Raw genomic sequence first — 26,528 nt, forward strand, 5'->3', positions numbered from 1 at the left:
CGGTGCCTCAGGCGGGGACGACCTCGGCGGACGTGGCCGTCGCCGAGCGTCGCAGCGAGATCTCCTTGAGCACGGTGACGAGGGCTGCGGCGACCAGGGTGCCCGCCACGATCGCGAGGAGGAAGCCCCACATCGGGGAGATCGCGAAGGCGACGAAGACGCCGCCGTGCGGTGCCTGCGAGCCGACCCCGAGTGCCATCACGAGCGCGCCGGTGACCGCGCCGCCGGTCATCATCGACGGGATGACGCGCAGCGGGTCCGCCGCGGCGAAGGGGATCGCGCCCTCGGAGATGAACGCCGCGCCGAGCAGCCACGCGGTCGCGCCGTTCTCCCGCTCCACCGGCGAGTACAGCCGGCGGCGCACCACGGTGGACAGCGCCATCGCCAGCGGCGGCACCATGCCGGCGGCCATCACGGCGGCCATGATCTGGAAGGACGCCTCGGTGCCCTGGGACAGACCGGCGGTCGCGAAGAGATAGGCCGCCTTGTTCACCGGTCCGCCGAGGTCGACGCACATCATCAGGCCGATGATCACGCCGAGCAGGATCGCGGAGGAGCCGGACATGCCCGACAGGCCGTCCTGCAGCGCGGTCATGAGCGCGGCCAGCGGGCGGCCCAGGAACAGCAGCATCAGCCCGCCCACCACGAACGTGGTCACCAGCGGGATGATCACCACCGGCATCAGTCCCGCCAGCCAGCGCGGCGGGGTCAGCGTCGTGAACCACAGCGCGATCAGGCCGGCCAGCAGACCGGTGATCAGACCGCCCAGGAAGCCCGCGCCCACCAGCACCGACACGGCGCCGCCGATGAATCCGGGAGCGATCCCGGGACGGCCCGCGAGGCCGAAGGCGATGTAGCCCGACAGCGCGGCGACCAGGAAGCCCATCCCGAGGTTCCCGAGCGTGAACAGCACCGCCCCGAGATAGAGCGCGAGCCCGGCCCGCTCGGTCTGGACCGCACCCGTCGGCCCCTCGTAGGAGATGTGCCCGGGCAGCGAGGACAGCGAGCTGGTGGTGGCGACGTCCTGGGCGACGAAGGCGACGTCGAAGCCCGCGATGAGGAAGCCGAGCGCCATGAGCAGGCCGCCCGCGGCGACGAACGGGATCATGTAGGACACGCCCGTCATCACCGCGCCCTGGATGCGCTTGGGCCAGGACTGCCCGGCGCCCGGCGCGCCCGCCCCAGCGCCGCCCGCGCCGGCGGCGCCGCCCTTGCCGCCGCTGCCGGCGGGGACGCGGCGGGCCGACGGGTCCGCGGCCGCGGCGACGGCCTCGTCGATCATCTGCGGCGCATGGGAGATGGCGCGCTTGACCGGGTGCTCGATGACCGGCAGTCCCGCGAAGCGGTCTCGGCCGGAGACGTTGACGTCCGCAGCGATGATCAGTGCGCCCGCGGCGGCGATCTGCTCGTTGGTGAAGGGGGTGATGCCGCCGGAGCCCTGGGTCTCCACGTGCAGCTCGATGCCCTTGTCCTTCGCCGCGTTCTCGAGCGACTCGGCCGCCATGTACGTGTGGGCGATGCCGGTGGGGCAGGAGGTGATGGCGAGCAGGACCGGGGTGTCGCCCGACGCTGTGCTGTCCGACACCGTGCCGTCGGCGGTGGTGCCGGTCGCAGCCGCGTCGGCAGCGGTGCTCGAGACGCCGTCCGCGGTGCTCGGCTCCGTCGCAGACTTACCCTCCGGCTTCTCCTCTGGCTTCTCCTCCGGGGCGACCACGCCCATGACCAGCTCCGACACCTCCTCCGGGGTGCTCGCAGCGCGCAGGGCGGCGAGGAACTCCGGGCGGATCAGCGCACGGGAGAGCTGGGCGAGGAGCTTCAGGTGCTGGTCGTCGGTCCCGGCGGGAGCGGTGATCGCGATGATGAGGTCGGCGGGGCCGTCGGGAGCGCCGAAGTCCACCGGCTCGCTCAGGCGCACCAGGCCGAGCGCCGCCTCGTGCACCGCCTCGGTGCGGCAGTGGGGGATGGCGAAGCCGCCGGGCATGCCGGTCGCGAAGGACTCCTCTCGCTTCAGCAGCCCGGCCTCGAGGCCGTCGCGCTCGGCGCGACCGGTGGCTGCGATGAGATCGGCCATCATGCCGATCACGGCGTGCTTGTCCCCGGGCGGGGCGACGTCGAGCCTGACCAGCTCGGGGGTCATCAGCGGAGCGGACATGGGGTTCTCCTTCGAACGGTCCCGCCGGAGGCGGCGGACGGGGTGGGGATCAGAGGCGGACGACGCGAGTGGCGTCGATCCGAACCTGGTCGGGGCGGGGGATGGTGGTGCCGGGCAGGGCCACGGCGGCGGTGCCATAGGCGAGGGAGCGGGCGAGCCGGAGCGGCGGCTCCTCCTCGAGGGCGCGGGCGATGAGATAGCCCGCGGTCGCGGAGTCGCCGGCGCCGACGGTGGAGACGACCGGGACCGGAGCCGAGGGGCTGTACCAGGCCGCCCCCTCGGTGGCGAGGAGGCCGCCGGCGCCGCCGAGGGTCACGAGCACTGCGCCGACGCCCCGGCGGTGCAGATCCAGCGCGGCCGCGGCCACGCCATCGAGCCGGCCCTCGGCGGCCTCCGCCTCGAGGGCGGCGCCGTCGGCCCCGAGGATCTGGCCGAGCTCCTCGGCGTTGGGCTTCAGGAAGTCCGGAGCGGCGCTGTCCAGCGCGGAGGCCAGCGCCGCGAGCGGGGCGTCCGAGGTGTCCACGCCCACCCGTGCGCCGCGGGCTCGCAGCGCCGTCACCAGGCGCACGTACTCGTCGGCCGGTAGGCCGGGGGCGAGGGATCCCGAGAGCATGACACTGTCACCGGGGGAGGTGCTCTCCAGGAGGAGGCGCTCGAGCCCGTCGACCTCCGGTGCGGAGAGCTCCGCGCCGGGCTCGTTGAGCTTCGTCGTCTGCCCCGGGGAGGAGAGGACCGTGAGGTTCGTGCGCACGCGCCCCGCGACGGGGCTCGCACGATGCGGGAGCCCCTCGACCTCGAGCAGGCCGAGCAGCGGATCGGTCGGCGCGGCCGGGAGCACGGCGAGGACAGGAAGCCCTGCACGGTGCACGCCGAGAGCGACGTTGATGCCCTTGCCTCCCGGCTGGGTGCGGTCCGCGCCGATGCGATGGACCCCGCCGGGGACGAGCGGCCCGGGCAGCTCGACCGTGCGGTCCAGCGACGGGTTCGCGGTGAAGGTGAGGATCATGCCGTCAGCACCTCGATCCCGGCCTCCTCGAGCTCGGCGACGAGCTCGGCCGGCAGGCCGTCGTCGCTGACCAGGGTGTCGATCTCCTGGGTGGTCGCGAAGGTGACCAGGTGGCGGGTGTCTGCCTTGGACGAGTCCGCGAGCATCACACGCCGCGCGGCGCTGCGGACCATCGCGGACTTCACCGCAGCCTCGTCCGGGTCAGGGGTGGTGAAGCCCTCGCCGTCCAGCCCGTTGCAGCCGAGCACGACGAGCTCGGGGTGCAGGACTCGGATCGCCTCGACCGTCGCGGCGCTGACCGCGGCCTGAGTCGTGGGGCGCACTCGCCCGGGCAGGACGTGCACCTCGAGATCGGTGTGGATGAGCGCACCCTGCGCGATCGCCGGGGCGTGGGTGATGACGGGGCCGCGCCGTCCGCTGAGGTGAGGGATGAGCTCTCCGACGGTGCTGCCGGCGTCGAGCATCACCGCGGCCCGGGGGTCCGACGGCAGCAGCCGCGCGGCCGCGCGGGCGATGCGGCGCTTGGCCTCGACATTGGTGACGAGGCGCGAGTCGAGGTCGGGCTCGACGTCCGTGGTGCTCCGAGGGACGGCCCCGCCATGGACCCGCACCAGATGGCCGTCGGCAGCGAGCTGGTCGAGGTCTCGGCGCACCGTTTCGGTGGTGACCGCGAAGACGGCGGCGAGATCGGTGACGGTCACACGGCCGCGCTGCTCGAGCAGCTCGAGGATGCGACGTTGGCGTTCACGGGCGTACATGAGGCACCTGCTTCGTCGGAGGGCGACGGTGCGGGGCACCGCCAGTGGGAGCAGACTACTCCCGGAACCCGCAGAAAACAACACATGCGCAAGTTGTAAGTATGTTGGGTTTCATTCGTGAGTGCGGGGATGTCGAGTCTCCGCGAGTGATCGGCCTGATTGTCGGATTGACGGGACGTCGGTGTGGATCCCACTAGAGTGAGCGGGTCGCCCACACCCAGGAGGATCGATGACCCCGCCGGATCCGGAGACGCCCATCGACCAGACCAGCCAGGACCGGACCAACCAGGACAGGAACAGTCAGGCCGCCGACGACTACGCGGCCGAGCGGAGGGTCCGCTACTTCACCCGCCGACGTCAGGCGAAGCGCTCCCTCGACGAGGTGAACTACCCCCATTCGCTCCATCCGGCGCTCGTGCCCGGCGTCTCGGTCGAGGACCAGAAGGTGCGCTACGGCATCGACGTCCCGATCGTCGTGGTCGTGGGCGTGCTGATCGTCGCCTTCGTGATCTGGGGCGTGATCGCCCCGCAGCAGGTGCTAGACGTCTCCGGCGCCGCGCTGTACCGGGTGATGGCGAACCTGGGCTGGTTGTTCAACGTCCTCGCCATCGGGATGGTGATCGTGCTGCTGGTGATCGCCCTGTCCCGCTACGGGAGGATCCCGCTGGGGCTGGACGGTGAGAAGCCCGAGTACAGCACCGCCTCCTGGGCCGCGATGCTCTTCGCCGCCGGCATCGGCATCGGCATCATCTTCTTCGGCCCCTACGAACCGCTGACCTACTACCTCGACCCCCGCCCCGGCGCCCCCTACGACGCCGGCAGCATGAACGCGATGAAGGGCGCGATCGCGCAGTCCGCCCTCCACTGGGGCGTGAACGCCTGGGCGATCTACGCGATCGTGGGCCTCTCCGTCGCCTACATCTCCTACCGGCGCGGCAAGGTGCCGCTGATGAGCTCTATCGTCTCGGGCCTGTGGGGCGGGGACTCGACCTCGGTGCCCAGCCGCATCATCGATGCCCTCGCGATCATCGCGACGCTCTTCGGCACCGCCGCCTCCCTCGGCATCGGCGCGCTCCAGATCGCCCGCGGTGTCGAGATCGTCGGCGGCCTCGGGCCGACGGGGAACACCGTCGCGATGCTCATCATCATGGTGCTGACGATCGGCACGATCGCCTCGGCGGTCTCCGGCGTTGCCAAGGGCATCCGCCGGCTGTCCAACATCAACATGGTGCTCTCGGTGGGCCTGGCGATCTTCTTCTTCGTCGTCGGCCCCACCGTGTTCCTGGTCAACATCATCCCCGGCGCGATCACCGAGTACTTCGGCACCATGCCGGACATGCTCGCGGCCAACATGTCCGAGGGCGAGGACATGCAGGCCTTCCTCTCCGCCTGGACCACCTTCTACTGGGCGTGGTGGGTGAGCTGGGCGCCCTTCGTAGGGGTGTTCGTCGCGAAGATCTCCCGCGGCCGCACCATCCGCCAGTTCGTGCTCGGCGTGCTGCTGATCCCCTCCTCGATCATCGTGCTCGCCTTCGCGATCCTCGGCGGGACCGCCATCTGGCTGCAGCGCCGGGCGAGCGTCCTGGACGAGAACGGCAACACCGTCGGCATCGCTGATCCCGACGCGGCCATCGCCCCCGACGGGACGGTCGACTCCCTGCCGCTGCCGGCGGAGATCTTCTACACCGTGGTGGACCAGCTGCCGGGCGGCGGGATCGTCTCCGCGCTCGTGATCGTTGTGCTCGCGATCTTCTTCATCACCACCGCCGACTCCGCCTCTCTCGTGAACTCGCAGATGTCCCAGCGCGGCAACCCTGAGCCGAACCGTCTCGTCACCGCCTTCTGGGTGCTGTGCATGTCCGGGATCGCGGTCGTGATCCTGCTGTTCGGTGGGGAGAACGCGCTGAGCGGACTGCAGAACCTGGTGGTGATCACGGCCCTGCCCTTCGCGGTGATCCTCGTGCTCATGGCCGTGGCGCTGTGGAAGGAGCTGCGCAATGACCCGATGGCCATCCGCGACCGCTACCAGGAGGCCGCGGTCGAGCACGCGGTGAAGCAGGGCGTGGCCGAGTACGGGGACCACTTCGCCCTCGCCATCGAGCCCACCGCCCCGGGCAGCGAGTACGCCGCCGGCGGAGAGTTCGACTCCACCGCCCCCGAGGTCACCGAGTGGTACGCGCGCACCGACGAGGACGGCAACCCGGTCGACTACGACTACGTACGGGGCGTCTACCTCGACGCTGACGGGAACCCGCTGCCGGAGGCCGACGGGGCCGGGCGGGCTGAGTGATCGGCCACCTGGGCCCTGTGGAGGGGACGTGCCCGGCGCGGGGCGCATACCATCGGAGCACTCCGCGCCGAGCACCCCCGGCCGAACCACCCACCGCCCGCGCCCCGCGCCGACCCCATGCGCCGATCACCCAGGAGCAGTGAACGATGACCCAGGCCTACCATGCCGATTCCTCCGACCTCGTCGAGAAGGAGGTGCTGACCTGGGAGCTGTTCGGCACCGCCTCCCGTGAGCTGGCCCAGGTCATCGCCGACTCGGACTTCGACCCCGAGATCATCATCGCCGTCGCCCGCGGCGGCCTGCTGCCCGCCGGCGCGCTGTCCTACGCGCTCGGCGTGAAGCTCTCCGACGCGATCAACGTCGAGTTCTACACCGACGTCCACGAGACCCTGCCGGACCCGGTGCTGCTCGCCCCGATGCTCGACACCGAGTCGATCAAGGGCAAGCGCCTGCTGGTCGTCGACGACGTGGCCGACTCCGGCCGCACCCTCGCCCTCGTGCTCGAGCTGCTGCGCGAGCAGGGCGCCGACGCCCGCAGCGCCGTCATCTACGGCAAGTCCCGCTCCGTCGTCGACCCCGACTTCGTGTGGCGCCGCACCGACGAGTGGATCGTCTTCCCGTGGTCCGCCGAGCCGCCCGTGGAGCGCTCGACCGGAGCCTGAGCGCTCGGCCGGCGCCTGAGCCGCCCGCGCGAGAGCGCATCGGACGCGAGAACGGCGGCCACCCGAGGATCCCTCCTCGTGGTGGCCGCCGTTCTCGTCGTCGGGCGCCGGGTGACCGAGCACCCGGTTAACCGGGAGTCGGGGCGGTCAGTGCCCGCCCGCGCGGCCCCCGTCGGCCGATCCCGCGGCGGCGCCGCCGTCGGCCGGAGTCGCGCCCGAGGTCGCGGGCCCGTCGGCCGCAGCCCCGTCGGCCGCATGAGCCTCGGCCGCATCCCTCTCGCCCGCGTGGCCCTCGTCCTCGCCGTGATGCCCGAAGGGCAGGAAGTGCACGATCACCGCGACGATGGCGCCGATGATCAGGCCGAACACGAACGAGAAGAAAGTGTTCACGAGCCAGCCGAGCACCCCGCCGACGCCGGCGACGCCCGCGGCCAACTCCTCGAGGTGGTGGACGAACCCGTAGGGCTGGGCGAGGCCCAGGTCGTGCGTGCCGACCAGCAGGATGTGGCCGCCCACCCACAGCATCGCGATCATGCCGACGTAGCTGATCACGTGCATGACGCGGGGCATCGCCCGCACCAGACCCATGCCGAAGCGCTTCTTGCCCTCGGAGGCGTCCTCGTCCTTCGCCATGGCCAGGCCGATGTCGTCCATCTTCACCAGCAGGCCGACCGTGCCGTAGACGAGCGCGGTGATGCCGATCGCGATGACCACGAGCACCGCGGCGCGAATCCACACGTTGTCGGTGTCCACCGAGTTCATCGAGATCACCATGATCTCGGCGGAGAGGATCAGGTCGGTGCGCACGGCGCCGGAGACGACCTTGTCCTCCGCATCGGCGCCCTTGGCCGCGGCGGGCTCCTTGTCCTTGCCCTTGCCGCGCACCAGCTCCCAGATCTTCTCGGCGCCCTCGAAGCTGAGGTAGAGACCGCCGAGCATGAGTATCGGGGTGAGCAGCCAGGGGGCGAACACGCTCAGCAGCAGCAGGACCGGCAGGATGAAGATCAGCTTGTTGCGCAGGGAGCCCTTGGTGATCCGCCAGATGATCGGCAGCTCCCGATTGGGCTTGATGCCCTGGAGGTACTGCGGTGTGACCGCGGCGTCGTCGATCACCACGCCGAGCGACTTGGAGCCCGCCCTCGCGGAGGCTGCGGCGACGTCGTCGGCGCTCGCCGCGGCCAGGCGCGCGAGCGCGGCGATGTCATCGAGCAGAGCGGCGAGGCCACCGGCCATTGAGGTTCCTTCCCCCGGAGAAACTGCCGCGGATGCGACCCGGCTCAGAATAGCGGCGCACCGCCCCCGTTCCGAGGGGCAGGGATGTGATCCGCGCTGAGGACTCTCCCTCCGCGGCGCTGTCCACCCGCGGCGAACATCCCCGCCCCGCCCTCGACGACAGTCGAGGGCAGTGGCAGGGTGGAGGCATGGATATCGCACTCATCGGAGGACATGGCAAGGTCGCGCTGCTCGCGGAGCCGCTGCTCGCAGAGGCGGGTCACACCGTCCACGCGGTGATCCGCAACCCGGAGCACGCGGCAGAGGTCGAGGCCGCCGGCGCCACCCCGGTCGTCTCGGACATCGAGACCCTCGACGCCGACGGCTGGGGCGAGCTGCTGCGCGGCAAGGACGCGGTGGTGTGGTCCGCCGGCGCCGGCGGCGGGACTCCTGCCCGCACCGTCGCGGTCGACCTCGACGCGGCGATCGCGTCGATGGAGTCCGCGCAGCGCGTGGGCCTGAAGCGCTACGTGATGGTCAGCTACTTCGGCGCCTCGCTCGACCACGGCATCCCGGAGGACAACTCCTTCCACACCTACGCCGAGGCGAAGGCGAAGGCCGACGCGCACCTGCGCGGCACCGACCTGGACTGGACCATCCTCGGCCCCTCGGGCCTCACCCTCGAGGAGCCGACCGGCCGCATCGACCTCGGCGCCGCCGAGGGCAGCACCGTCTCCCGCGGGAACGTCGCCCGCACCATCGTCGCCGCGCTCGCCGAGCCCGCGACGGTGGGGCAGTTCCTCCAGTTCAACGACGGCGAGCAGGAGATCGGCGAAGCCTTCGCGGCCGTTCGCTGATCAGCCGGTGACCCGGAAGCCCTGCGCACCGCGCGGGGTCTCCCGGCGCACGTCGATCCCGTCGACGCGCGCCCACGACGGGCCCTCGCGCAGATGGTCGAGCATCGCCTCGACCTGCGCGGGGGTCCCTTCCACGTCGGCCTCGACGGTGCCGTCCAGGAGGTTCCGCACGGTGCCGGCAACCCCGATCCGGGCGGCGGCCGCAGCGGCGTCCATCCGGTAGCCGACGCCCTGCACCCGGCCCCGGACGCGCACGATCCGGCGCACGACCTGCGGGTCGTGCGCCGGATCGGAGTGCTGGGCCTCGTTCATCGGCCCCTCGGGTGAGCGGTCACCGTCGGGCGGTCACTCGTTGTCGCCACCGGTGTCGGCCAGACCGCCGTCCTCCGCGTCGCCGCCGTCGCCCCACTGCCAGGTGACGATCTCCGGGGCGTCCTCGCCGTGCTGGTAGGCGTAGGCGCGGGCCCTGATCCGGGTGTCCTCCATGCGCTGGCGCAGCCCGGCGAAGCGGGTGCCCAGGCCGTCGACGTGGTCGATCACGTCCATGACCAGGTGGTAGCGGTCGGTGTCGTTGCGCATCAGCATGTCGAAGGGCGTGGTGGTGGTGCCCTCCTCCTTGTAGCCCCGCACGTGGATGCGGGAGTTGCGGTCGTGACGGTAGGCCAGGCGATGGATCAGCCACGGGTAGCCGTGGTACGCGAACACCACTGGGGTGTCCTCACCGAAGTAGCCGTCGAACGCCCGCTGCGACAGGCCGTGCGGGTGCTCGGTGTCGTCCTGCAGGCGCATCAGGTCCACCACGTTGATCACGCGCACGCGGAGGTCGGGGATCTCCTCGCGCAGGATCTTCGCCGCAGCGAGCACCTCGATGGTGGGGATGTCACCCGCGCAGGCCAGGACCACGTCGGGGTCCTCGCCCTCCACCGCGGTGCCGGCCCACTCCCAGATGCCGAGGCCGCGGGTGCAGTGCACGACAGCCTCGTCCATGGTCAGCCAGTTGGGATTGGGCTGCTTGCCGGCCACGACCACGTTCACGTACTGCTTCGAGCGCAGGCAGTGGTCGTAGGTGGACAGCAGGGTGTTGGCGTCCGGCGGCAGGTAGACCCGCACGATCTCGGCCTTCTTGTTGACCATGTGATCGATGAAGCCGGGGTCCTGGTGGCTGAAGCCGTTGTGGTCCTGGCGCCACACGTGGGAGCTGAGCAGGTAGTTCAGCGAGGCGATGGGCTGGCGCCACTCGATCTCGTTGGTGACCTTCAGCCACTTGGCGTGCTGGTTGACCATCGAGTCGACGATGTGGATGAACGCCTCGTAGGAGGAGAACATGCCGTGGCGGCCGGTGAGGAGATAGCCCTCCAACCAGCCCTGGCACTGGTGCTCGGAGAGCATCTCCATGACGCGGCCGGCGCGGGCGAGGTGCTCGGAGCGGTCGTGGTCCTCGAGCTGCGCGTTCCACTGCTTGTCGGTGACCTCGTAGACCGCCTGGAGGCGGTTGGACGCGGTCTCGTCCGGCCCGAAGATGCGGAAGTTCTCGGGGTTGTCCCGCACCACCTCACGCAGCCAGGTGCCCAGCACGCGGGTGGACTCGGAGACGGAGCCGCCGGGTCCGGGCACGTCCACGGCGTAGTCGCGGAAGTCCGGCAGACGCAGCGGCTTCATCACCGCACCGCCGTTGGTGGACGGGTTCGCGGACATGCGCTGCAGGCCCTTGGGGGCGATGCCGGCGACGTCCTCGACGAGCTTCCCGTCCTCGTCGAACAGCTCCTCGGGCTTGTACGAGCGAAGCCACGCGTCGAGGTCGGCGAGGTGCTCGTCGGTGTCGCGAGCGTTCGCGAGCGGCACCTGGTGCGAGCGCCAGGAGCCCTCGGTCTGCTGGCCGTCGATCTCCTTGGGGCCGGTCCAGCCCTTGGGAGTGCGGAAGACGATCATCGGCCAGGCCGGCCGCTCGGTCTCCCGGCCCGCCGCGGCGTCCTCGGCGGCCTGCTTCTTGATCGCGGCGATCTGGTCGAGGGCGTCGTCGAGCACCGCGGCGAAGCGCTTGTGGATCTCCAGCGGGTCCTCGTCGTCGAACCCGCCCTCGAAGAACAGGGGGTTGTGGCCGTAGCCGCGCATGAGCGCGCCGAGCTCCTCGTCACCGATGCGGGCGAGGACGGTGGGGTTGGCGATCTTGTACCCGTTCAGGTGCAGGATCGGCAGCACGACGCCGTCGTGCTGGGGGTTGACGAACTTGTTGGAGTGCCAGGAGGCGGCCAGCGGCCCGGACTCGGCCTCGCCGTCGCCCACCACGGTGAACGCGATCTGGTCGGCGTTGTCGAACATGGCGCCGTAGGCGTGGGAGAGGGCGTAGCCGAGCTCGCCGCCCTCATGGATGGAGCCGGGGGTCTCCGGGGCGACGTGCGAGGGGATGCCGCCGGGGAAGGAGAACTGCGTGAACAGCCTCTTCATCCCGGTCTCGTCCTCGCTGACGTCCGGGTACACCTCGGAGTAGGTGCCCTCGAGGTAGGTCGACGCGACCAAGCCCGGACCGCCGTGACCGGGGCCGGTGATGTACATGGCGTTCAGTCCGCGCTGCGCGATCGCGCGGTTGGCGTGGGCGTAGAGGAAGTTCAGGCCTGGGGTGGTTCCCCAGTGCCCGAGCAGGCGGGGCTTGACGTGCTCGCGCTGCAGCGGCTGGCGCAGCAGCGGGTTGTCCTTGAGGTAGATCTGGCCGACGGAGAGGTAGTTCGCGGCGCGCCACCAGGCGTGGATCCGCGTGAGATCGGTCTTCGTCGGGGTCTTCGAGGGAGCGCTGGGCCAGCTGGGGACGTCGGACATGGCACCTTCCTGTCTCGCGATGACCACGGGGACCCGCGGCCGCGTCACCGCCACCGTATTGCCGTGACGCAGGCCTCGGAAGGGACTTTCGGAAAATCTCCCCGGCCCGTCCGGGCCTATGGCGGCGGGCGGTTCAGCAGTGTATCCCGGCGCGCCGGTGAGAGCGGGATGAGGGCCGGATGAGAGCCTCCTCAGGAACCTGACAGGGCGGGGGAGCGGTCCCTAGGCTCGAAGCAACCGCACCCCGCCGGGAGCGGACGCGAGGCCCCCTCGCAGCCGCCGCGCCCCTCCCAGGCCCGACAGGAAGGCACACCGTCATGGCACGCACGATCCTCACCCCCCGCACCGCTCGCACCGCCGCCACGGGCCGGGGCGCGCTGCGCTCCGTGGCCCTCGGCGCGCTCGTCGTCGGCCTCGCCGCCGGCTGCGGCAGCAGCGGCACCACAGAGGCCCCCGCCATCGAAGGCCCCGGCGCCTCCGCAGAGGAGGGTGCCGACGAGAGCACCGCCGACGACAGCGCGACGGACGAGGCGTCCGACGGGGGCGCCGGCGCGTCCGACGGCGGCGGCGCCTCCGACGACGGCGGTGCCGCTGCTGGTGCTGCGGGTGCCGCGCTGCCCGAGGACGCCGACCTCGCCACCGAGCAGCTCCCGATCCCCGCGGAGGAGGCCGTGCGCCTCGGCACCGACGCGGTCAGCGGCGGCGTGCTCACCTCGCTCGAGATCGACCACGACGACGACCAGTGGGAGTGGGAGGTCGAGCTCGTCGTGGACGGCGTCCAGCACGACCTCGACATCGACGCCACCACCGGAGAGATCACGGAGCACGATCAGGACGACGACGATGACGACCAGGACCCGGCCGTCGACGTCACCTCCCCGATGCCCTACGCCGAGGCGATCGAGCTCGCCGTCGGCCAGGAGCCCGGGCGCGTGAGCGGCTGGGACCTCGACTCCGACGACGGCACCATCCGCTACCAGATCGACATCGAGCGCTCCGGCGGCGACGACGTGGAGGTGGAGGTCGACGTCGAGACCGGCGAGGTCCGCGTCGAGGACTGACACCCTGTTGCGACGCCCCGCCGGCAGTCGTGACGCCCCGCCGGCAGTCGTGACGCCACGCCGGCAGTCCTGACGCCCCGCTCCTGTGCGGGCCGTCAGCGCGTCCCGGGCCTCACCGGGGCGCGATCACCGGCTCCCCGTCGGCCGCCCGATGCATGACCTCGCGCCCGCACTGCCACACCCGCAGCGAGCGGTGGCGGACATCCAGCGGGTCGCCCTCCCAGAGCACCAGGTCCGCGTCCTTGCCCTCGGTGAGCGAGCCGAGGCGGTCCTCGAGGCCGAGCACCCGGGCCGGGTGCAGGGTGATCGCGCGCAGCGCGTCCGCGGGCTCCATGCCGTGCTTGACCGCGAGCGCGGCCTGGGTGACGAGGAACTCGATCGGCACCACCGGGTGGTCGGTGATGATCGTGACCTCGACCCCGGCGGCGGTGAGCAGGCCCGGGGCGCGCGGGGTGCGGTGTCGCACCTCGACCTTCGAGCGGGAGACGATCAGCGGTCCGTACAGCACCGGCACCCCCGCCTCCGCGATCCGGTCCGCGATCAGGTACGACTCGGTGCCGTGGTCCAGGACCAGGCGGTAGCCGAACTCCTCGGCCAGGCGCAGGGCGGTCGCGATGTCGTCGGCCCGATGGGCGTGCTGGCGCCAGGGGATCTCGCGCTCCAGCACGCGGGTCAGCGCCTCGGAGAAGAGGTCCGCGTCCCGCTCGCCCTCGGGCTTCGCCGCCCAGGCGCGGGCCTTCGCGAAGGCCTGGCGGATCGTGAGGGCCACGCCGAGTCGGGTCGAGGGGGTCTGCTTCCGCTCCCCGTACACGCGCTTGGGGTTCTCGCCGAGTGCGGACTTCAGCCCGGAGGGGTGGCGCAGCACCATCTCGTCGACCACCCGGCCGTGGGTGCGCAGCGCGACGGCGAGCCCGCCGATGGGGTTGCCGGAGCCGGGGTTCACGTTCACGGCGGTGACCCCGCCGATGATCGCGTCGTCGAAGCCGACGTCGGCGGGGTTGATCGCGTCGATCGCGCGGGCTGCCGCCATCACCGGGTCGGTCATCTCGTTGGTGTCGTCGCCGGCCCAGCCCTCGCCCTCCTCGTCGACGCCGAGGTGCACGTGCGCGTCGATGAATCCGGGCAGCAGCCAGGCCCCGTCGGCGTCGATCACGGGGCGGTCCGCGGGGATCTCGAGGTCGGGGCCGAGCCCCGTGATCCGCCCCTCGCGCACCAGGACCGTGCCGTCGAAGGGCTCGCCCTCGATCGGCACGACGTGCGCGCCGGTGATCGCGAAGGTCGTGCCCTCCACAGTGCTCCGGTCGGCCGACGTGCTCCTGCCGGCCGACGTGCTCGCGGCGGGGGAGGGGGAGGCGGGATCGTCGGCGGGGACGGGGCGGTGAACGGGCTCGGGAGTCATCCTCCGACCCTCCTGCGCAGGCGCTCCGCCGTCAAGTCGCCGTCAAGCCGGAACCGCCCGGGTGAGCGGCGGAGCCGGGCTCGTGGTGGGCGACCCGCTACCCTCCTGTGCCATGTCGACCTCGAAGAAGAACTCGAAGAAGAAGTCCGCCGGCGATGCCGAGCAGGCCCCGCGCGGCTTCCTGATCCCCAACGACTGGAAGGGGGACGTGCGCGATCTGGATCCGCGCGCCACCCCCGGGTTCGACGGGAAGAAGGCCGAGGGCCAGGAGTTCCTCCTCGCCCGCGACGCCGAGCTCGACGGCCTCCAGGAGCGGCTGTTCGCCGCGGACCACGGCGATGAGAAGGGCCGCAGCGTCCTCCTGGTCGTCCAGGGCATGGACACCTCCGGCAAGGGCGGGATCATGCGCCACGTGGTCGGCTCGGTGGACCCGCAGGGCGTGGACATCTCCGCGTTCAAGGCCCCCACCGACGAGGAGAAGAAGCACGACTTCCTGTGGCGGATCCGCCCGCACGCCCCGCGACCGGGCCAGATCGGCGTGTTCGACCGCTCCCACTACGAGGACGTGCTCATCCACCGCGTCCACGGCTGGGCCGACGCCAAGGAGATCCGCTCCCGCTACACCGCCATCAACGCCTTCGAGCGGGAGCTCGCCGCGGCCGGCACCACCGTGGTGAAGGTGATGCTGCACATCTCCCACGAGGAGCAGGGCCAGCGGCTCATGGAGCGCCTCGAGCGCCCCGACAAGCACTGGAAGTACAACCCCGGCGACGTCGACGAGCGGGAGCACTGGGACGACTACATGGAGGCGTACACCCGCGCGCTGCGCGCCACCTCGACCGTGGGCGCGCCCTGGCACGTGATCCCCGCGGACCGCAAGTGGTACGCCCGCATCGCCGTCCAGCAGCTGCTCATCGATGCCCTGATCGAGATCGACCCGCAGTGGCCCGCGGCCGACTTCGACGTCGAGGAGGAGATCGGCCGTCTCTCCGCGACCATGGAGTGAGCGAGGCGACGGGGCTCCCAGGGTCCGGCTTGTGCCGTTCAGGTGGCCGCACCATGATGGGGGCCATGGCTTCCATCACCGTCAACAACACTCCCGTGACCACTGTGGGCGAGCTGCCCGCGAAGGGCTCGACCCTCCCGGCCTTCGAGCTCGTGGGCCAGGACATGGCCCCCGTCTCCAGCGCCGACCTCGCCGGCAAGCGCGTGGTGCTGAACATCTTCCCGTCCGTGGACACCGGCACCTGCGCGATGTCCGTGCGGAAGTTCAACGAGCTCGCCTCGAGCCTGGAGAACACCGTCGTGGTCTGCGCCTCGAAGGACCTCCCCTTCGCCCAGGCCCGCTTCTGCGGCGCCGAGGGCCTGGAGAACGTCGTCACCGGCTCCGCCTTCCGCTCCTCCTTCGGTGAGGACCTCGGCGTGACCATGGCCGACGGCCCGCTCCAGGGTCTGCTCTCCCGCGCCGTCGTGGTCGCCGACGCCGACGGCACCGTGCTGTACACCGAGCAGGTCTCCGAGGTCTCCCAGGAGCCCGACTACGACGCGGCGGTCGCCGCGCTCTCCTGACGGACCGCGCCCCGCACCACCAGGACCCGGTCCGCGCCCCACGGCGCGTGCCGGGTCCTGTGCATCCCCGCCCCGGCATACCCGCCCTGCCCCGGAAGGACCGGCGATGATCGCCCCGACCCTCACCCTCGCGCGCGTCCACGACGTCGTGGACGACGACGGCCCGGCCGACGGGGAGATCCGCGTCCTCGTGGACCGCTTGTGGCCCCGCGGGGTGAAGAAGGAGCGCCTCGCCCACGACGAGTGGGACAAGGATGTCGCCCCCAGCACGGAGCTGCGGAAGGCCTTCCACGGTGGCGAGCTGGACTTCGAGGAGTTCTCCGCCCGCTACCGGCGCGAGCTCGAGGACGGCGACGCCGCCCAGGCGCTCCTGGACCGCGCCGCCGAGGCGGGCGCCGAGCGGATCGTGCTGCTCTACGCCGCGAAGGACACCGCCCAAAATCACGCCCAGGTGCTGCGGGACGTGCTCGCGGAGCTCGCCGGCGCCTGACCCCGGCCCGCCCCGGCCGTGACTGGGGCCCACGCACGGTCCCCGCAGGGGATCCAGGACCCCTCCCGCCCGCCGGACGACCCGGTTCGCTCCGCGCCCCGGCGGTAGGGTCATCGCTCGTGGATCCCCTCTCCCTCGTCGTCCTGCTCGTGATGGGCACCCTCGCCGGCGCCATCAACGCGGCGGTCGGCTCCGGCTCGCTGCTGACGCTGCCGGTGCTGCTCGCGCTCGGCATCCCGCCGGGCACCGCCGTGCGCACCAACACGCTCGGCATCCTGTTCTCCACCATCGGCTCGGTGACCGGCTACCGCAAGGAGATCGCCGCCGAGGGGAGGGCGCTGCGGCCCCTGATCGTCATCACCGCCGTCATGGCGAGCGTCGGTGCGCTGCTGCTGCTCGTCTCGCCCTCCTCCGCGCTGGACATCGTCGTCCCGATCCTCATCGTGGTGGCGCTGGCGATGGTGATCTTCCAGAAGCCCTTCGTCCGCGCGATCACCGCCCGCCGGGAGCGACGCGAGGCGGCGGCGGGGGAGACCCCGTCGGCCGACGAGACCCCGTCGGCCGACCCCGCGAGCGATGTCGCGAGCTACGCGAGCCCCGCCGCCGGCGCCGTCCCGCGCAGCCCCTACCGCGCACCGGGCCTGCTGGCCGCGATGGGCGGCGCCTCGATCTACGGCGGCTACTTCACCGCCGCGCAGGGGATCCTCTACCTCGGCATCCTCGGCGTCGCGACCGGCAAGCCCATGGGCGCCGTCAACCACGTCAAGAACCTCGCGAGCCTGATCGTCAACGCCGCCGCCGCGACGGTGTACGTCATCGCGCACTTCGTGCTGGGCGTGGAGATCCTGTGGATCGCGAGCGCCGCGATCGCGGTCGGCGCGCTGCTGGGCGGCTACTTCGGCGCGCACCTGGCCAAGCGCATGCCGGAGTGGCTGCTGCGCGGCATCATCGTGCTGGTCGCCGTGGTGGCGCTGGTGCGGCAGTTCGTCTGAGCACACCGGTTCCGCCGAGGCGTCCGGGCCCGCACCCGCTCACGCGAGGAAGGGCAGCACCTCGGCGAGGATCTCGTCCGGCGGGTACAGCGTCGCGCCGTGATCCCGGCCCGGCAGGGGCACGAACTCGGCGTCGGGCATGAGCCCGGCCGCGCGGCGGGAGTCCTCGAACCGCGGATGGTCCTCCGTCCCGGCCATCCACAGCGCCGGGACGGTGCACGCCTCGAGCACCTCGTCGGGCACGCCCGGGGTCGCGTCGGTCGCGGCGAGCAGGGCGGCGACCGCCTGGTGGTCCGCGGAGAGGAAGGCCGTGCGGGTCGCGCGGGCGCGCCGCTCCGTGACCTCGGGGCCGAGGCCCTGCCCGGCGCAGAAGGCCTCCATCCCCTCGCTCGCGACCGTGTCGATCACGCCGGGGAAGAACACCGAGTCGATCTGTCTCTGCTGCGGGGAGGCGGAGCCGCCGAGGCTCACCAGGCGCGTGATCCGGCCGGGCAGCTCGAGAGCGGCGGTCAGCGCGATCCGCGCCCCGAGCGAGTAGCCCATCACGGCCGTGCGGCCGATCCCCTCGGCCTCGAGCACCGCGAGCAGGTCCGCGACGAACACCGCCTGGGTGTAGGCGGCCGGGTCGTGGGGCTTCTCGGAGGAGCCGTGGCCGCGCAGGTCCACCCGGATGACGGTGTGCTGCTCGGCGAGCGGGGCGAGGTAGCCGAGCCCCCGCCAGATCGCGCGGGAGAGCACCGAGCCGTGCAGCAGCACGAGCGGCGGGCCGTCGCCCGCGACGTCGTAGCGCAGTTCGATGCCGTCGACGGGGGAGGGGATGACGGGCACGGCGGTCCTTCCGGGAGGGGGCGCGGGATGGTGCGCGGGATGGGGAGTCAGCGGAGGCGTGCGGTGCGCCGGGGCCACACGAGCGCCAGGAGCGTCAGGGGGATCGTGAGCAGCAGCGCGAGCAGGACCAGGGAGCCCTCCGAGGGGATGAAGTCGTCCGGCGTCTTCCAGCCCAGCGGTGCCAGCAGTCGCGGGGCGATGAGGATCGTGAGAGCGAGCACCGTGACCTCTCCGAGGGCGGCGACGGCCAGGAGGGGGCGACGGCCGACGCCCCGGGCGAGCAGGAGCAACCCCAGGAGCAGCGCCGTGAGTAGCACCATGCACAGGTCCTGCAGGGCGCCGCCGACCTCGAACAGCCACGCCGGGACGTCACGCTGGGGATCGTAGGACACGGTGTATGTCCATCCCGTCCCGAGGTAGGCGGTGGCCTGCATCGTGCGCTGCACCATTCCCGAGCCCGCCAGGGCTATCACGAGGAGCATCAGGGCCATCGCCGCGATCCGGGGGACGTCGTCCCCTCGCAGCCGGTCCGGCATCGATGCCGGCATTCCTCGCCCGCTTCCCACGTGCCGACTCAGCATGCCGCTGAGCAGTGTGATCACCAGTGCGAGCAGCAGCACCAGCCCCAGGACGGCCCCGGCGTAGGGCTGGCGCAGCAGGGGCTCCAGCTCGGGCAGGTCGTTGCGGGCGCGGACGTATGCGATCCCCCTGAGCTGGGCAGCGAGGCCGTTCCCGACCGGGAGCGCGGCCAGCAGTACCGCTACCGCGGTGAGCAGCGTCGCCGGGACGGCGAGGCGGCGAGCGGTGAGCAGCGCGATGAGCCCCGGCAGGACAGGGAGCAGTCCGAGTACGAGCATCTGCCGGCCCCGACCGGTCTGCCGCACCGGCTGCGGGCAGGGCTCCCTCTCGCACACGATGTAGTCGAGCGGGCCGAACAATACGTGGAGAGCGTCTCTGACAGCGATCGCCGACAGCAGCAGGACCGCCAGCGCTACCGCGGGCACCAGCGGACCGACGGAGGACCCGCGCCCGGCAGCACCGGGCACGGGTCCTCCGTGCGGACGCACAGCGCTCACAGCGCCGCGGAGATCTCCTCGAGGATGCGGTTGAAGGTCGCCGAGGGGCGCATCACCTCGGCGGCCTTGGCCGCATCGGGGCGGTAGTAGCCGCCGATGTCGGCCGGCTTGCCCTGCACGGCGAGCAGCTCCTCGGCGATGGTCTGCTCGCCGTCCGTGAGCTCCTTCGCGATGGGGCCGAAGGCGGTGGCCAGCTCCCCGTCCTCGCTCTGCGCGGCGAGCTCCTGCGCCCAGTACATCGCGAGGTAGAAGTGGCTGCCGCGGTTGTCGATCGTGCCGAGCTTGCGCTGCGGGGACTTCCCCTCGTTGAGCAGGGTCTCGGTGGCGCGGTCCAGGGCCGCGGCGAGCACGGCGGCGCGGGCGTTGTCCGCGGTGCGGGCCAGGTGGCGCAGCGACTCGGCCAGCGCCAGGAACTCGCCGAGGGAGTCCCAGCGCAGGTAGTTCTCCTCGATGAGCTGCTGGACGTGCTTGGGGGCGGAGCCGCCGGCGCCGGTCTCGAACAGGCCGCCGCCGTTCATCAGCGGCACCACCGAGAGCATCTTGGCGCTGGTGCCCAGCTCCATGATCGGGAACAGGTCGGTGAGGTAGTCACGCAGCACGTTGCCGGTGACGGAGATGGTGTCCTCGCCGGCGCGCACGCGGGCGAGGGTGTGCTTCGTCGCCTCGATCGGGGAGAGGATCCGGATGTCGAGGTCCTCCGTGCTCTTCCCATCGATCGGGTCCGCCAGGTATTGCTCGACCTTCGCGATGAGGTTGCGGTCGTGGGCGCGGGACTCGTCCAGCCAGAACACCGCCGGCATGCCGGAGATGCGGGAGCGGCGCACGGCCAGCTGCACCCAGTCGCGGATGGGGGCGTCCTTGGCCTGGCAGGCGCGGAAGATGTCGCCCGCGGCGACCTCGTGGCTCATCACGGCGGTGCCGGAGGCGTCGCGCACCTCGACCCGGCCGTCGGAGGCGATCTCGAAGGTCTTGTCGTGGGAGCCGTACTCCTCGGCCTTCTGCGCCATCAGGCCCACGTTCGGGACGGTGCCCATGGTGGTGGGGTCGAAGGCACCGTTCGCCTGGCAGTCCTCGACGGTGGCCTGGTAGACCCCGGCGTAGGAGGAGTCGGGGATGACGGCGAGGGTGTCCTGCTCGGCGTCGTCCTTGTTCCACATGTGGCCGGAGGTGCGGATCATCGCCGGCATGGACGCATCCACGATCACGTCCGAGGGGACGTGGAGGTTGGTGATGCCCTTGGCGGAGTTCACCATCGCCAGGTCGGGGCCGTTCTCGAGGTCCTGGTCGATCGCGGCGCGCACGCCGTCGCGCACGGACTCCTCGAGCTCCTCGACGCCGGCGAGGATGCCGCCGAGGCCATTGTTGGGGGACAGCCCCGCCTCGGCGAGCACGTCGCCGTACTGGGTGAACAGGGTCGGGAAGAAGGCGCGCACGGCGTGGCCGAACAGGATCGGGTCGGAGACCTTCATCATCGTGGCCTTGAGGTGCAGGGAGAACAGCACGCCCTGCTCCTTCGCGGCGGCGATCTGCGCGCGCAGGAACTCGTCCAGCGCGGCGACCCGCATCACGGTGGAGTCGACGATCTCCCCGGCCAGCACCGGCAGGGACTCCTTGAGCACGGTCTCGGTGCCGTCGGCGGCGACGTGCACGATCGAGAAGGTGGTGTCGGCCTCGGCGACCACGGACTGCTCGTTGTCGCGGAAGTCGTCCGTGCCCATCGTGGCGACGGAGGTCTTCGAGTCCTTGCTCCACTCACCCATACGGTGCGGGTGGGCCTTGGCGAAGTTCTTCACGGCCTCGGGGGCGCGGCGGTCGGAGTTGCCCTCGCGCAGCACGGGGTTCACGGCGGAGCCCTTGACCGAGTCGTAGCGGGCGCGGACGTCCTTCTCCTCGTCGGTCTCCGGGGACTCGGGGTAGTCCGGCAGGGAGATGCCCTGGCCCTGCAGCTCGGCGATCGCGGCCTTCAGCTGCGGCACCGAGGCGGAGATGTTGGGGAGCTTGATGATGTTGGCCTCGGGGGTCTTCGCCAGCTCGCCCAGCTCGGCGAGGGCGTCGGCCTCCCGCTGGTCCTCGGGCAGCAGATCCGAGAAGGCCGCGACGATGCGGCCGGCCAGGGAGATGTCACGGGTGGTGACGTCGATCCCGGCGGTGCTGGAGAAGGCGTCGAGGATGGGCAGGAACGACGCCGTCGCCAGCATCGGCGCCTCGTCGGTGTGGGTGTAGATGATGCGCGCCATGTGTCGCGGGGCTCCCTCGGGTCGGTGCGGCATTTGTCTTGACGTCAAGACTAATCGACGGCGGGCGGTCATCCGCCGGGTCGATCCGGACGGCTCCACGGTACGCGAGGAGGATCACTCCCGCAGGTGCGGTCCGGTCGATTCGACCCGTCTCCTCAGTCGGCGCCGTCGCCGGGGACGACCTGCACGTCCCAGGGCTCCGAGAGCACCAGGTGCGTCGCACCCTCGGCATCGACCGTCGCGGCAAAGGCTTGCGCGCGGTAGGTGCCGGGGGAGAGGGCGCCGTGGCAGGCGCCGTGGGTGGTCCACGCGGTCTCGCCGGTGGTCGCGCCCTCCGCGTCCAGCCACTGCAGGGGGATGGCCTGGGCATTGCGGGCCCCGGCCGTGATCGTGCCCGTCGCGGGATCGGTCACCACGATGCCCGCGAGCAGCGCCCGGGTGCCGTGGTCGGTCGAGGTCACCGTCACCCGCGCCCGAGCCCCGTCGCCCACCGAGTCGCGCGGGATCTCGGCGGGGATCGTGGTGGTCGGGTCCTCGGCGCGGACCGCGAGCCCGTCGCCGTCGCCGACCGGCGCGAGCTCCGTCCCGCAGGCGAGGCTCGAGAGGTCCGCGGGGATCTCCCCATCCGTCGAGGAGACCGCACCGGGCACGGCCCGCAGCCGTCCCTCCACGACGTCGACCATCACGTCCTCGCTCGCCGTCCAGCCGCTGCGCTCGGCCTGCCGCCCCGACCCCTCCATGCCCCCACCGCTCAGGCGCAGGAGGTACTGCCCGTCGGGGAGCGGGGCGTCGTCGCAGGTGCCGAGCGTGAGGCGCGCGGTCACGGCCGACGGGGCCCGCGCGGGCCCCTCGTCGGTGGCGCCGCCGTCGGTCGCATCCTCGTTCCCGTCCTCGGCGCCCGCGGGCACCTCCACCCGGGCGCGCACCACCATCGGGGGCACGGGGGAGTCCGGGGTGCCGGGCTCGACGTCGGCCCCGTCGGCCGGGAGACCGCGCGCGGTCGGATCGGCCGGTAGCACGAGCGCCTCCGGGGCGAAGCCGCCGTAGGCGGCGCCGTCCTCGAGGGCGAAGTCGCCCGAGATCGTCACCTCGTTCCCCGCGGCGCTCACCGTGCGCGGGGTCATCGTCCCGCCCTCGCGCGAGGGCACGGGGTCCTCGCCCTCGCCGGGCCGGCACAGCCATCCCGGATCGACGCTCACTTGCTCCGCGGCGGCGATCGCCGCGGGATCGAGGGTGGGGGCGGCGGCCGACGGGGTCGCCTGCTCGTCGTTGTCCTGCCGGGCCCCGGGGAACGCGTCGCAGGCGGCGAGGGAGAGGGCGAGCGCGGCCGCGGCGAGCGTAGCGGCCGTGCGGCGGAGGGGTGCTGTCGCGGGGGCCGGGCGGCGGGAGGGCACGGGCGTCATCGTACGAGCAGGGGGCACAGGACGAGGAGGGTCACAGCACGAGCAGGGTCACGGCCATCACGGCCATGCCGGCGATCAGGGAGTAGATGACCGTGTGGTGCTCGCCGGTCTCCTCGGCCGCCGGCAGCAGCTCGTCCAGGGACACGAACACCATCACCCCGGCAACCCCGGCGAGGATCGCGCCCATCGCCCCACCCGACATCAGCGGGGCGAGCAGCAGGTACCCGATCACCGCGCCTACGGGCTCCGCGAGCCCCGTCATCGTCGCCAGCCAGAACGCCTTGGACCGGGACCCGGTCGCCCGCCGCACCGGCACCGCGACCGCGAGGCCCTCGGGGATGTTGTGCAGGGCGATCGCGGCGACCACCGGGATCGCGACCTCGGGGGTCTGCAGCGCGGCGACGAAGGTCGCGAAGCCCTCGGGCACGTTGTGCAGGGCGAGCACCAGGGCGGTGACCGTCCCGGTGCGCAGCAGCCGCGCGCGCAAGGCACGGTCCGAGGCCTGCTCCTCAAGGGTGCGCAGCGCGGCGTGGCCGTGGCTGCCCTCCATGCGGCCGTGGAACTCGTGGGGGCTGACGGGCTCCGGCACCAGCCGGTCCAGCACGGCGATCAGCGCGATGCCGGCGAAGAACGCACCGGTCGCTATCGCCATGCCGCGCCCGGACACCGGGCCGGTCGCCCCGCCCCCGGAGAGCACGGCCGCCCCGGCGGGCATCAGCTCCACGAAGGAGACGTAGAGCATCACCCCGGCGGAGAGGCCGAGGCCACCGGCGAGCGCTTTCGGGCTCGTGCCGCGACCGAGCACGCCGAGCGCCGCGCCGATGCTGGTGGCACCGCCGGCGAGCAGGGTGAGGAGGAAGGCGACGAGCACGGGGGAACCCTAGCCCCTCGGACAGCTCGCAGGGCAGGGCGGAGGGCGGGCCGGACGGGGCCGGACGTCGGGCGGGGAGCCAGGCCGCCCGCCGTGGGCACCTCGGCCCCGCCCCCGCGCCCGCTCCTAGACTGGGCGCATGTCCGAGCGCGAACCCTTCCTCACCGTCACCGACCTGCGTGAGCGCACCCTCAGCGCCGCCGAGCTCGTCGCCGCGCTGCCGCGCGCGGAACTCGACGTCGCCTCCGCCGCCGAGGCCGTGCGCCCCGTGGTCGAGGACGTCGCCGCCCGCGGCGCCGAGGCCGTGCTCGACGCCTCCGAGCGCTTCGACGGCGTGCGCCCGGAGCAGCTGCGCGTCCCCGCCGAGGCGCTCGAGAAGGCCCTCGCCGAGCTGGATCCCGCGATCCGCGCCGCGCTCGAGGAGTCCGCCGCCCGCGTCCGCGCCGTCGACACCGCCCAGGTCCGCTCCGAGGAGCGGGTCGAGGTCGTGCCCGGGGGCACCGTCACCCAGCGCTGGGTGCCCGTGCGCCGTGTGGGCCTGTACGTCCCGGGCGGCCGCGCCGTGCTCCCCAGCTCCGTCGTGATGAACGTGGTGCCCGCCCAGGTCGCGGGGGTGGAGCAGATCGTGCTCGCCTCCCCGCCGCAGAAGGAGTTCGGCGGCCTCCCGCACCCCACCGTGCTCGCCGCCTGCGCCCTGCTCGGCGTCACCGAGGTGATCGCCGCCGGCGGCGCCCAGGCGATCGCGCTGCTCGCCCACGGCGCCGAGGACCTCGGCGACGGCACCGCGCTGCCCGGCGTCGACCTCATCACCGGCCCTGGCAACGTCTACGTCGCCGCCGCCAAGCGCCTGGTGCGCGGGAAGGTCGGCATCGACTCCGAGGCCGGGCCCACCGAGATCGCGATCCTCGCCGACGACACGGCGGACCCCGCCTTCGTCGCCGCCGACCTCATCTCCCAGGCCGAGCACGACCCGCTGGCCGCGAGCGTGCTGGTCACCCCGTCGCCCTCGCTGGTCGACGCGGTCGAGGCCGAGCTCGCCCGCCAGGTCCCCGCCACCCTCCACCACGAGCGGGTCACCGAGGCGCTGCGCGGACCCCAGAGCGGCGTGGTGCTGGTCGCGGACCTCGAGCAGGGCCTCGCGGCCGTGAACGCCTACGGCGCCGAGCACCTCGAGATCCAGACGGCCGACGCCGCCGCGGTCGCCGCCCGCGTCACCGACGCCGGCGCCGTGTTCGTGGGCTCCTACAGCCCTGTCAGCCTCGGCGACTATGCCGCCGGCTCCAACCACGTGCTGCCCACCGGCGGCACCGCGCGCTTCTCCGGCGGGCTCGGGGTGCAGACCTTCCTGCGCGGCATCCACGTGGTCGAGTACGACCGCGCCGCGCTCGCCGGTGCGCGCGAGGCCGCGACCACGCTCGCGATCGCCGAGGGTCTGCCCGCGCACGGCGAGGCGATCGACGTGCGCTTCGCGGGCTGAGACCCTCGGGGGCGCCGCCCCCGCTGCTCCCCGAGGCGTCGCCCCCTGGGGCGGAGCCGCGCTGGGCGCGCCAGCGCGAGTGCTTCTCACAGGACCCGCAGCTGACCGCCCGCCTCGTCGGCGCCGCGCTCGAGGGTCTCAAGGGAGGTGAGGGCGAGCCCGCCGTGCAGTCCACGGTCAAGCAGTTCCCCGGCGCCGGCCCGCAGAAGGACGGCGAGGACGCCCACTTCCCCTACGGGCGGGACCAGATCTACCCGGGAGGGCGGTTCGAGGACCACCTCCTGCCCTTCCGGGTGGCCATCGAGGGTGGCGCGGACGCGATCATGCCCTACTACGGCAGGCCCGTCGGCCTCACCCGCGACGGCGAGGAGATCGAGGCGGTCGGCTTCGGCTTCAACCGTCAGATCCTCACCGGCCTGCTGCGCGGCGAGCTCGGCTTCGACGGCGTCATCGTCAGCGACTGGGAGCTGGTCAACGACAACCACGTGGGGGACCAGGTCCTGCCCGCCCGCGCCTGGGGCGTCGAGGACCTCACCCCCGGTGAGCGCATGGCACGGATCCTGGACGCCGGCGCCGACCAGTTCGGCGGCGAGGAGTGCACCGAGCTGCTGCTCGAGCTGGTGGCCGAGGGCATCGTCCCGGAGGAGCGGGTCACGGACTCCGCCCGGCGCCTGCTGCAGGTCAAGTTCCGCCTGGGCCTGTTCGACGACCCCTTCGTCGACGAGTCCGCGGCCACCGCCAGGGTGGGCACCGCCGAGGCTCGTCGGCGCGGGCACGAGGCGCAGGCCGCGAGCGTCGTGATCCTCGACGACGACGGCGGGGTGCTCCCGCTCGCGCCGAAGCGGTCGCGCGATGGCGAGGGGGACGGGGCGTCGGCCGACGGGACGCGCGGGCTGCGGATCTACGCCGAAGGCCTGCCCGATGAGGTCGTGGACGGGCTCGGCACCCGGGTCGAGCACCCGGCCGACGCCGATGTCGCCCTGCTGCGCCTCGGTGCGCCCTTCCAGCCCCGCGACGATCTCTTCCTCGAGGCCTGGTTCCACCAGGGTGACCTGGAGTTCCCGCCCGGCCTCGCCCACCGGCTCGCGAGGATCCGCCGCCAGTGCCCGCTCGTCCTCGACGTGGACCTGGACCGTGCGGCAGTGCTCACGGACATCGCCCCGGTCTGCGACGCGCTCACGGGCACCTTCGGGGTCTCCGGCGCGGCCTGGGCCGACGCGATCACCGGGGTGCTGCCGCCGCGCGGTCGACTGCCGATCGACCTGCCCCGTTCCATGGAGGAGGTGCGACGCTCCCACCCGGACGTGCCGGGCACGGAGGACCCGCTGTACCCCGCGGGGCACAGCCTCGACCTTCCGGTGCGGGCGTCCTGAC

The 26,528-nt window shown here is 72.4% G+C and carries 21 protein-coding genes and 1 pseudogene; 10 read left to right on the forward strand and 12 right to left on the reverse strand.

Translation table 11 applies throughout. The features are described 5' to 3' along the window. Positions 1–7: 7 nt before the first annotated feature. From HNR70_RS03035 to HNR70_RS03045, 3 genes are read right to left on the reverse strand one after another with little or no spacing between them, the layout of a single operon-like run. Positions 8–2,152: a PTS fructose transporter subunit IIABC gene (locus HNR70_RS03035; protein WP_184324356.1), complete on the reverse strand. Its 2,145-nt coding sequence runs from the start codon at positions 2,150–2,152 to the stop codon at positions 8–10. Between the two features lie 49 nt (positions 2,153–2,201). After that, on the reverse strand, positions 2,202–3,158 hold the full coding sequence (locus HNR70_RS03040) for a 1-phosphofructokinase family hexose kinase (protein ID WP_184324357.1): 957 nt from the start codon (positions 3,156–3,158) through the stop codon (positions 2,202–2,204). Continuing rightward, positions 3,155–3,916 carry a DeoR/GlpR family DNA-binding transcription regulator gene (locus tag HNR70_RS03045; protein WP_184324358.1) on the reverse strand — a complete coding sequence of 254 codons (762 nt, stop codon included), beginning with the start codon at positions 3,914–3,916 and terminating at the stop codon, positions 3,155–3,157. Before HNR70_RS03045 ends, HNR70_RS03040 begins: the two co-directional genes overlap by 4 nt. Before the next feature lie 229 nt (positions 3,917–4,145). On the opposite strand from HNR70_RS03045, the gene HNR70_RS03050 reads away from it, so the two are divergent. Together HNR70_RS03050 and HNR70_RS03055 are read left to right on the forward strand one after the other, a co-directional pair. Next, entirely contained in the window at positions 4,146–6,206 is a 2,061-nt protein-coding gene (locus HNR70_RS03050; RefSeq protein WP_184324359.1) for a BCCT family transporter, read from the forward strand. 146 nt (positions 6,207–6,352) lie between these two features. Beyond that, positions 6,353–6,868: a phosphoribosyltransferase gene (locus HNR70_RS03055; protein WP_184324360.1), complete on the forward strand. Its 516-nt coding sequence runs from the start codon at positions 6,353–6,355 to the stop codon at positions 6,866–6,868. A gap of 147 nt (positions 6,869–7,015) precedes the next feature. On the opposite strand, the gene HNR70_RS03060 is transcribed toward HNR70_RS03055, so the two are convergent. Next, positions 7,016–8,101 carry a DUF808 domain-containing protein gene (locus HNR70_RS03060; RefSeq protein ID WP_184324361.1) on the reverse strand — a complete coding sequence of 362 codons (1,086 nt, stop codon included), beginning with the start codon at positions 8,099–8,101 and terminating at the stop codon, positions 7,016–7,018. Between the two features lie 188 nt (positions 8,102–8,289). Between HNR70_RS03060 and HNR70_RS03065 the strand changes: the two genes are divergently transcribed. Continuing rightward, positions 8,290–8,937 carry an SDR family oxidoreductase gene (locus HNR70_RS03065; RefSeq protein ID WP_184324362.1) on the forward strand — a complete coding sequence of 216 codons (648 nt, stop codon included), beginning with the start codon at positions 8,290–8,292 and terminating at the stop codon, positions 8,935–8,937. Here HNR70_RS03065 and HNR70_RS03070 read toward each other — a convergent pair whose 3' ends face one another. Together HNR70_RS03070 and HNR70_RS03075 are read right to left on the reverse strand one after the other, a co-directional pair. Beyond that, positions 8,938–9,249: an acylphosphatase gene (locus HNR70_RS03070; RefSeq protein ID WP_184324363.1), complete on the reverse strand. Its 312-nt coding sequence runs from the start codon at positions 9,247–9,249 to the stop codon at positions 8,938–8,940. A gap of 33 nt (positions 9,250–9,282) precedes the next feature. Beyond that, positions 9,283–11,751: a phosphoketolase family protein gene (locus tag HNR70_RS03075; protein WP_184324364.1), complete on the reverse strand. Its 2,469-nt coding sequence runs from the start codon at positions 11,749–11,751 to the stop codon at positions 9,283–9,285. Between the two features lie 317 nt (positions 11,752–12,068). Between HNR70_RS03075 and HNR70_RS03080 the strand changes: the two genes are divergently transcribed. Beyond that, positions 12,069–12,812 (forward strand): PepSY domain-containing protein, encoded by a 744-nt coding sequence (locus HNR70_RS03080; RefSeq protein WP_184324365.1) that lies wholly within the window; start codon positions 12,069–12,071, stop codon positions 12,810–12,812. Between the two features lie 112 nt (positions 12,813–12,924). On the opposite strand, the gene HNR70_RS03085 is transcribed toward HNR70_RS03080, so the two are convergent. Next, complete coding sequence (locus HNR70_RS03085) at positions 12,925–14,211, reverse strand: amidohydrolase (protein ID WP_184324366.1); 1,287 nt, start codon at positions 14,209–14,211, stop codon at positions 12,925–12,927. 112 nt (positions 14,212–14,323) lie between these two features. Here HNR70_RS03085 and HNR70_RS03090 point away from each other — a divergent pair, with 112 nt between their 5' ends. From HNR70_RS03090 to HNR70_RS03105, 4 genes are all read left to right on the forward strand, one after another. Next, positions 14,324–15,217, forward strand: a complete 894-nt coding sequence (locus tag HNR70_RS03090) for a PPK2 family polyphosphate kinase (protein WP_184324367.1) — start codon at positions 14,324–14,326, stop codon at positions 15,215–15,217. 65 nt (positions 15,218–15,282) lie between these two features. Further along, the gene (gene tpx / locus HNR70_RS03095; protein ID WP_184324368.1) at positions 15,283–15,780 is read left to right on the forward strand and encodes a thiol peroxidase; all 498 of its coding nucleotides are present in this window, start codon (positions 15,283–15,285) and stop codon (positions 15,778–15,780) included. A 106-nt stretch (positions 15,781–15,886) separates the two neighbouring features. Beyond that, the gene (locus HNR70_RS03100; protein ID WP_184324369.1) at positions 15,887–16,270 is read left to right on the forward strand and encodes a DUF488 domain-containing protein; all 384 of its coding nucleotides are present in this window, start codon (positions 15,887–15,889) and stop codon (positions 16,268–16,270) included. A gap of 119 nt (positions 16,271–16,389) precedes the next feature. Next, positions 16,390–17,262: a sulfite exporter TauE/SafE family protein gene (locus tag HNR70_RS03105; protein ID WP_184324370.1), complete on the forward strand. Its 873-nt coding sequence runs from the start codon at positions 16,390–16,392 to the stop codon at positions 17,260–17,262. Between the two features lie 39 nt (positions 17,263–17,301). Here the strand turns inward: HNR70_RS03105 and HNR70_RS03110 are convergent, their stop codons facing one another. From HNR70_RS03110 to zupT, 5 genes are all read right to left on the reverse strand, one after another. Continuing rightward, on the reverse strand, positions 17,302–18,090 hold the full coding sequence (locus HNR70_RS03110) for an alpha/beta fold hydrolase (RefSeq protein ID WP_184324371.1): 789 nt from the start codon (positions 18,088–18,090) through the stop codon (positions 17,302–17,304). 47 nt (positions 18,091–18,137) lie between these two features. Beyond that, positions 18,138–18,947, reverse strand: coding sequence for a hypothetical protein (locus tag HNR70_RS03115; protein WP_184324372.1), 810 nt, complete (start codon positions 18,945–18,947; stop codon positions 18,138–18,140). A gap of 215 nt (positions 18,948–19,162) precedes the next feature. Further along, entirely contained in the window at positions 19,163–21,403 is a 2,241-nt protein-coding gene (locus HNR70_RS03120; protein WP_184324373.1) for an NADP-dependent isocitrate dehydrogenase, read from the reverse strand. A 155-nt stretch (positions 21,404–21,558) separates the two neighbouring features. After that, positions 21,559–22,797 carry a hypothetical protein gene (locus HNR70_RS03125; protein ID WP_184324374.1) on the reverse strand — a complete coding sequence of 413 codons (1,239 nt, stop codon included), beginning with the start codon at positions 22,795–22,797 and terminating at the stop codon, positions 21,559–21,561. Positions 22,798–22,837: 40 nt separating this feature from the next. After that, positions 22,838–23,677, reverse strand: a complete 840-nt coding sequence (gene zupT, locus HNR70_RS03130; protein ID WP_184324375.1) for a zinc transporter ZupT — start codon at positions 23,675–23,677, stop codon at positions 22,838–22,840. Positions 23,678–23,816: 139 nt separating this feature from the next. On the opposite strand from zupT, the gene hisD reads away from it, so the two are divergent. Both hisD and HNR70_RS03140 read left to right on the forward strand, forming a co-directional pair. Further along, positions 23,817–25,154 (forward strand): histidinol dehydrogenase, encoded by a 1,338-nt coding sequence (hisD, locus tag HNR70_RS03135; RefSeq protein WP_184324376.1) that lies wholly within the window; start codon positions 23,817–23,819, stop codon positions 25,152–25,154. 53 nt (positions 25,155–25,207) lie between these two features. Then, positions 25,208–26,527 (forward strand): annotated as a pseudogene (locus HNR70_RS03140) (glycoside hydrolase family 3 N-terminal domain-containing protein); the annotation flags it as partial. Position 26,528 lies beyond the last annotated feature (1 nt).

Source organism: Brachybacterium aquaticum, from assembly GCF_014204755.1.
Lineage (GTDB): Bacteria > Actinomycetota > Actinomycetes > Actinomycetales > Dermabacteraceae > Brachybacterium > Brachybacterium aquaticum.

What these genes read in the sequence shown, in the direction of transcription:
- tpx (WP_184324368.1), top strand. Translation starts at nt 15,283, where the DNA reads ATGGCTTCCATCACCGTCAACAACACTCCCGTGACCACTGTGGGCGAG.
- HNR70_RS03070 (WP_184324363.1), bottom strand. Translation starts at nt 9,249, where the DNA reads ATGAACGAGGCCCAGCACTCCGATCCGGCGCACGACCCGCAGGTCGTG.
- HNR70_RS03085 (WP_184324366.1), bottom strand. Translation starts at nt 14,211, where the DNA reads ATGACTCCCGAGCCCGTTCACCGCCCCGTCCCCGCCGACGATCCCGCC.
- HNR70_RS03050 (WP_184324359.1), top strand. Translation starts at nt 4,146, where the DNA reads ATGACCCCGCCGGATCCGGAGACGCCCATCGACCAGACCAGCCAGGAC.
- HNR70_RS03120 (WP_184324373.1), bottom strand. Translation starts at nt 21,403, where the DNA reads ATGGCGCGCATCATCTACACCCACACCGACGAGGCGCCGATGCTGGCG.
- HNR70_RS03115 (WP_184324372.1), bottom strand. Translation starts at nt 18,947, where the DNA reads ATGCTCGTACTCGGACTGCTCCCTGTCCTGCCGGGGCTCATCGCGCTG.
- HNR70_RS03035 (WP_184324356.1), bottom strand. Translation starts at nt 2,152, where the DNA reads ATGTCCGCTCCGCTGATGACCCCCGAGCTGGTCAGGCTCGACGTCGCC.
- HNR70_RS03100 (WP_184324369.1), top strand. Translation starts at nt 15,887, where the DNA reads ATGATCGCCCCGACCCTCACCCTCGCGCGCGTCCACGACGTCGTGGAC.
- HNR70_RS03055 (WP_184324360.1), top strand. Translation starts at nt 6,353, where the DNA reads ATGACCCAGGCCTACCATGCCGATTCCTCCGACCTCGTCGAGAAGGAG.
- HNR70_RS03060 (WP_184324361.1), bottom strand. Translation starts at nt 8,101, where the DNA reads ATGGCCGGTGGCCTCGCCGCTCTGCTCGATGACATCGCCGCGCTCGCG.
- HNR70_RS03045 (WP_184324358.1), bottom strand. Translation starts at nt 3,916, where the DNA reads ATGTACGCCCGTGAACGCCAACGTCGCATCCTCGAGCTGCTCGAGCAG.
- HNR70_RS03040 (WP_184324357.1), bottom strand. Translation starts at nt 3,158, where the DNA reads ATGATCCTCACCTTCACCGCGAACCCGTCGCTGGACCGCACGGTCGAG.
- HNR70_RS03065 (WP_184324362.1), top strand. Translation starts at nt 8,290, where the DNA reads ATGGATATCGCACTCATCGGAGGACATGGCAAGGTCGCGCTGCTCGCG.
- HNR70_RS03080 (WP_184324365.1), top strand. Translation starts at nt 12,069, where the DNA reads ATGGCACGCACGATCCTCACCCCCCGCACCGCTCGCACCGCCGCCACG.
- hisD (WP_184324376.1), top strand. Translation starts at nt 23,817, where the DNA reads ATGTCCGAGCGCGAACCCTTCCTCACCGTCACCGACCTGCGTGAGCGC.
- HNR70_RS03090 (WP_184324367.1), top strand. Translation starts at nt 14,324, where the DNA reads ATGTCGACCTCGAAGAAGAACTCGAAGAAGAAGTCCGCCGGCGATGCC.
- HNR70_RS03075 (WP_184324364.1), bottom strand. Translation starts at nt 11,751, where the DNA reads ATGTCCGACGTCCCCAGCTGGCCCAGCGCTCCCTCGAAGACCCCGACG.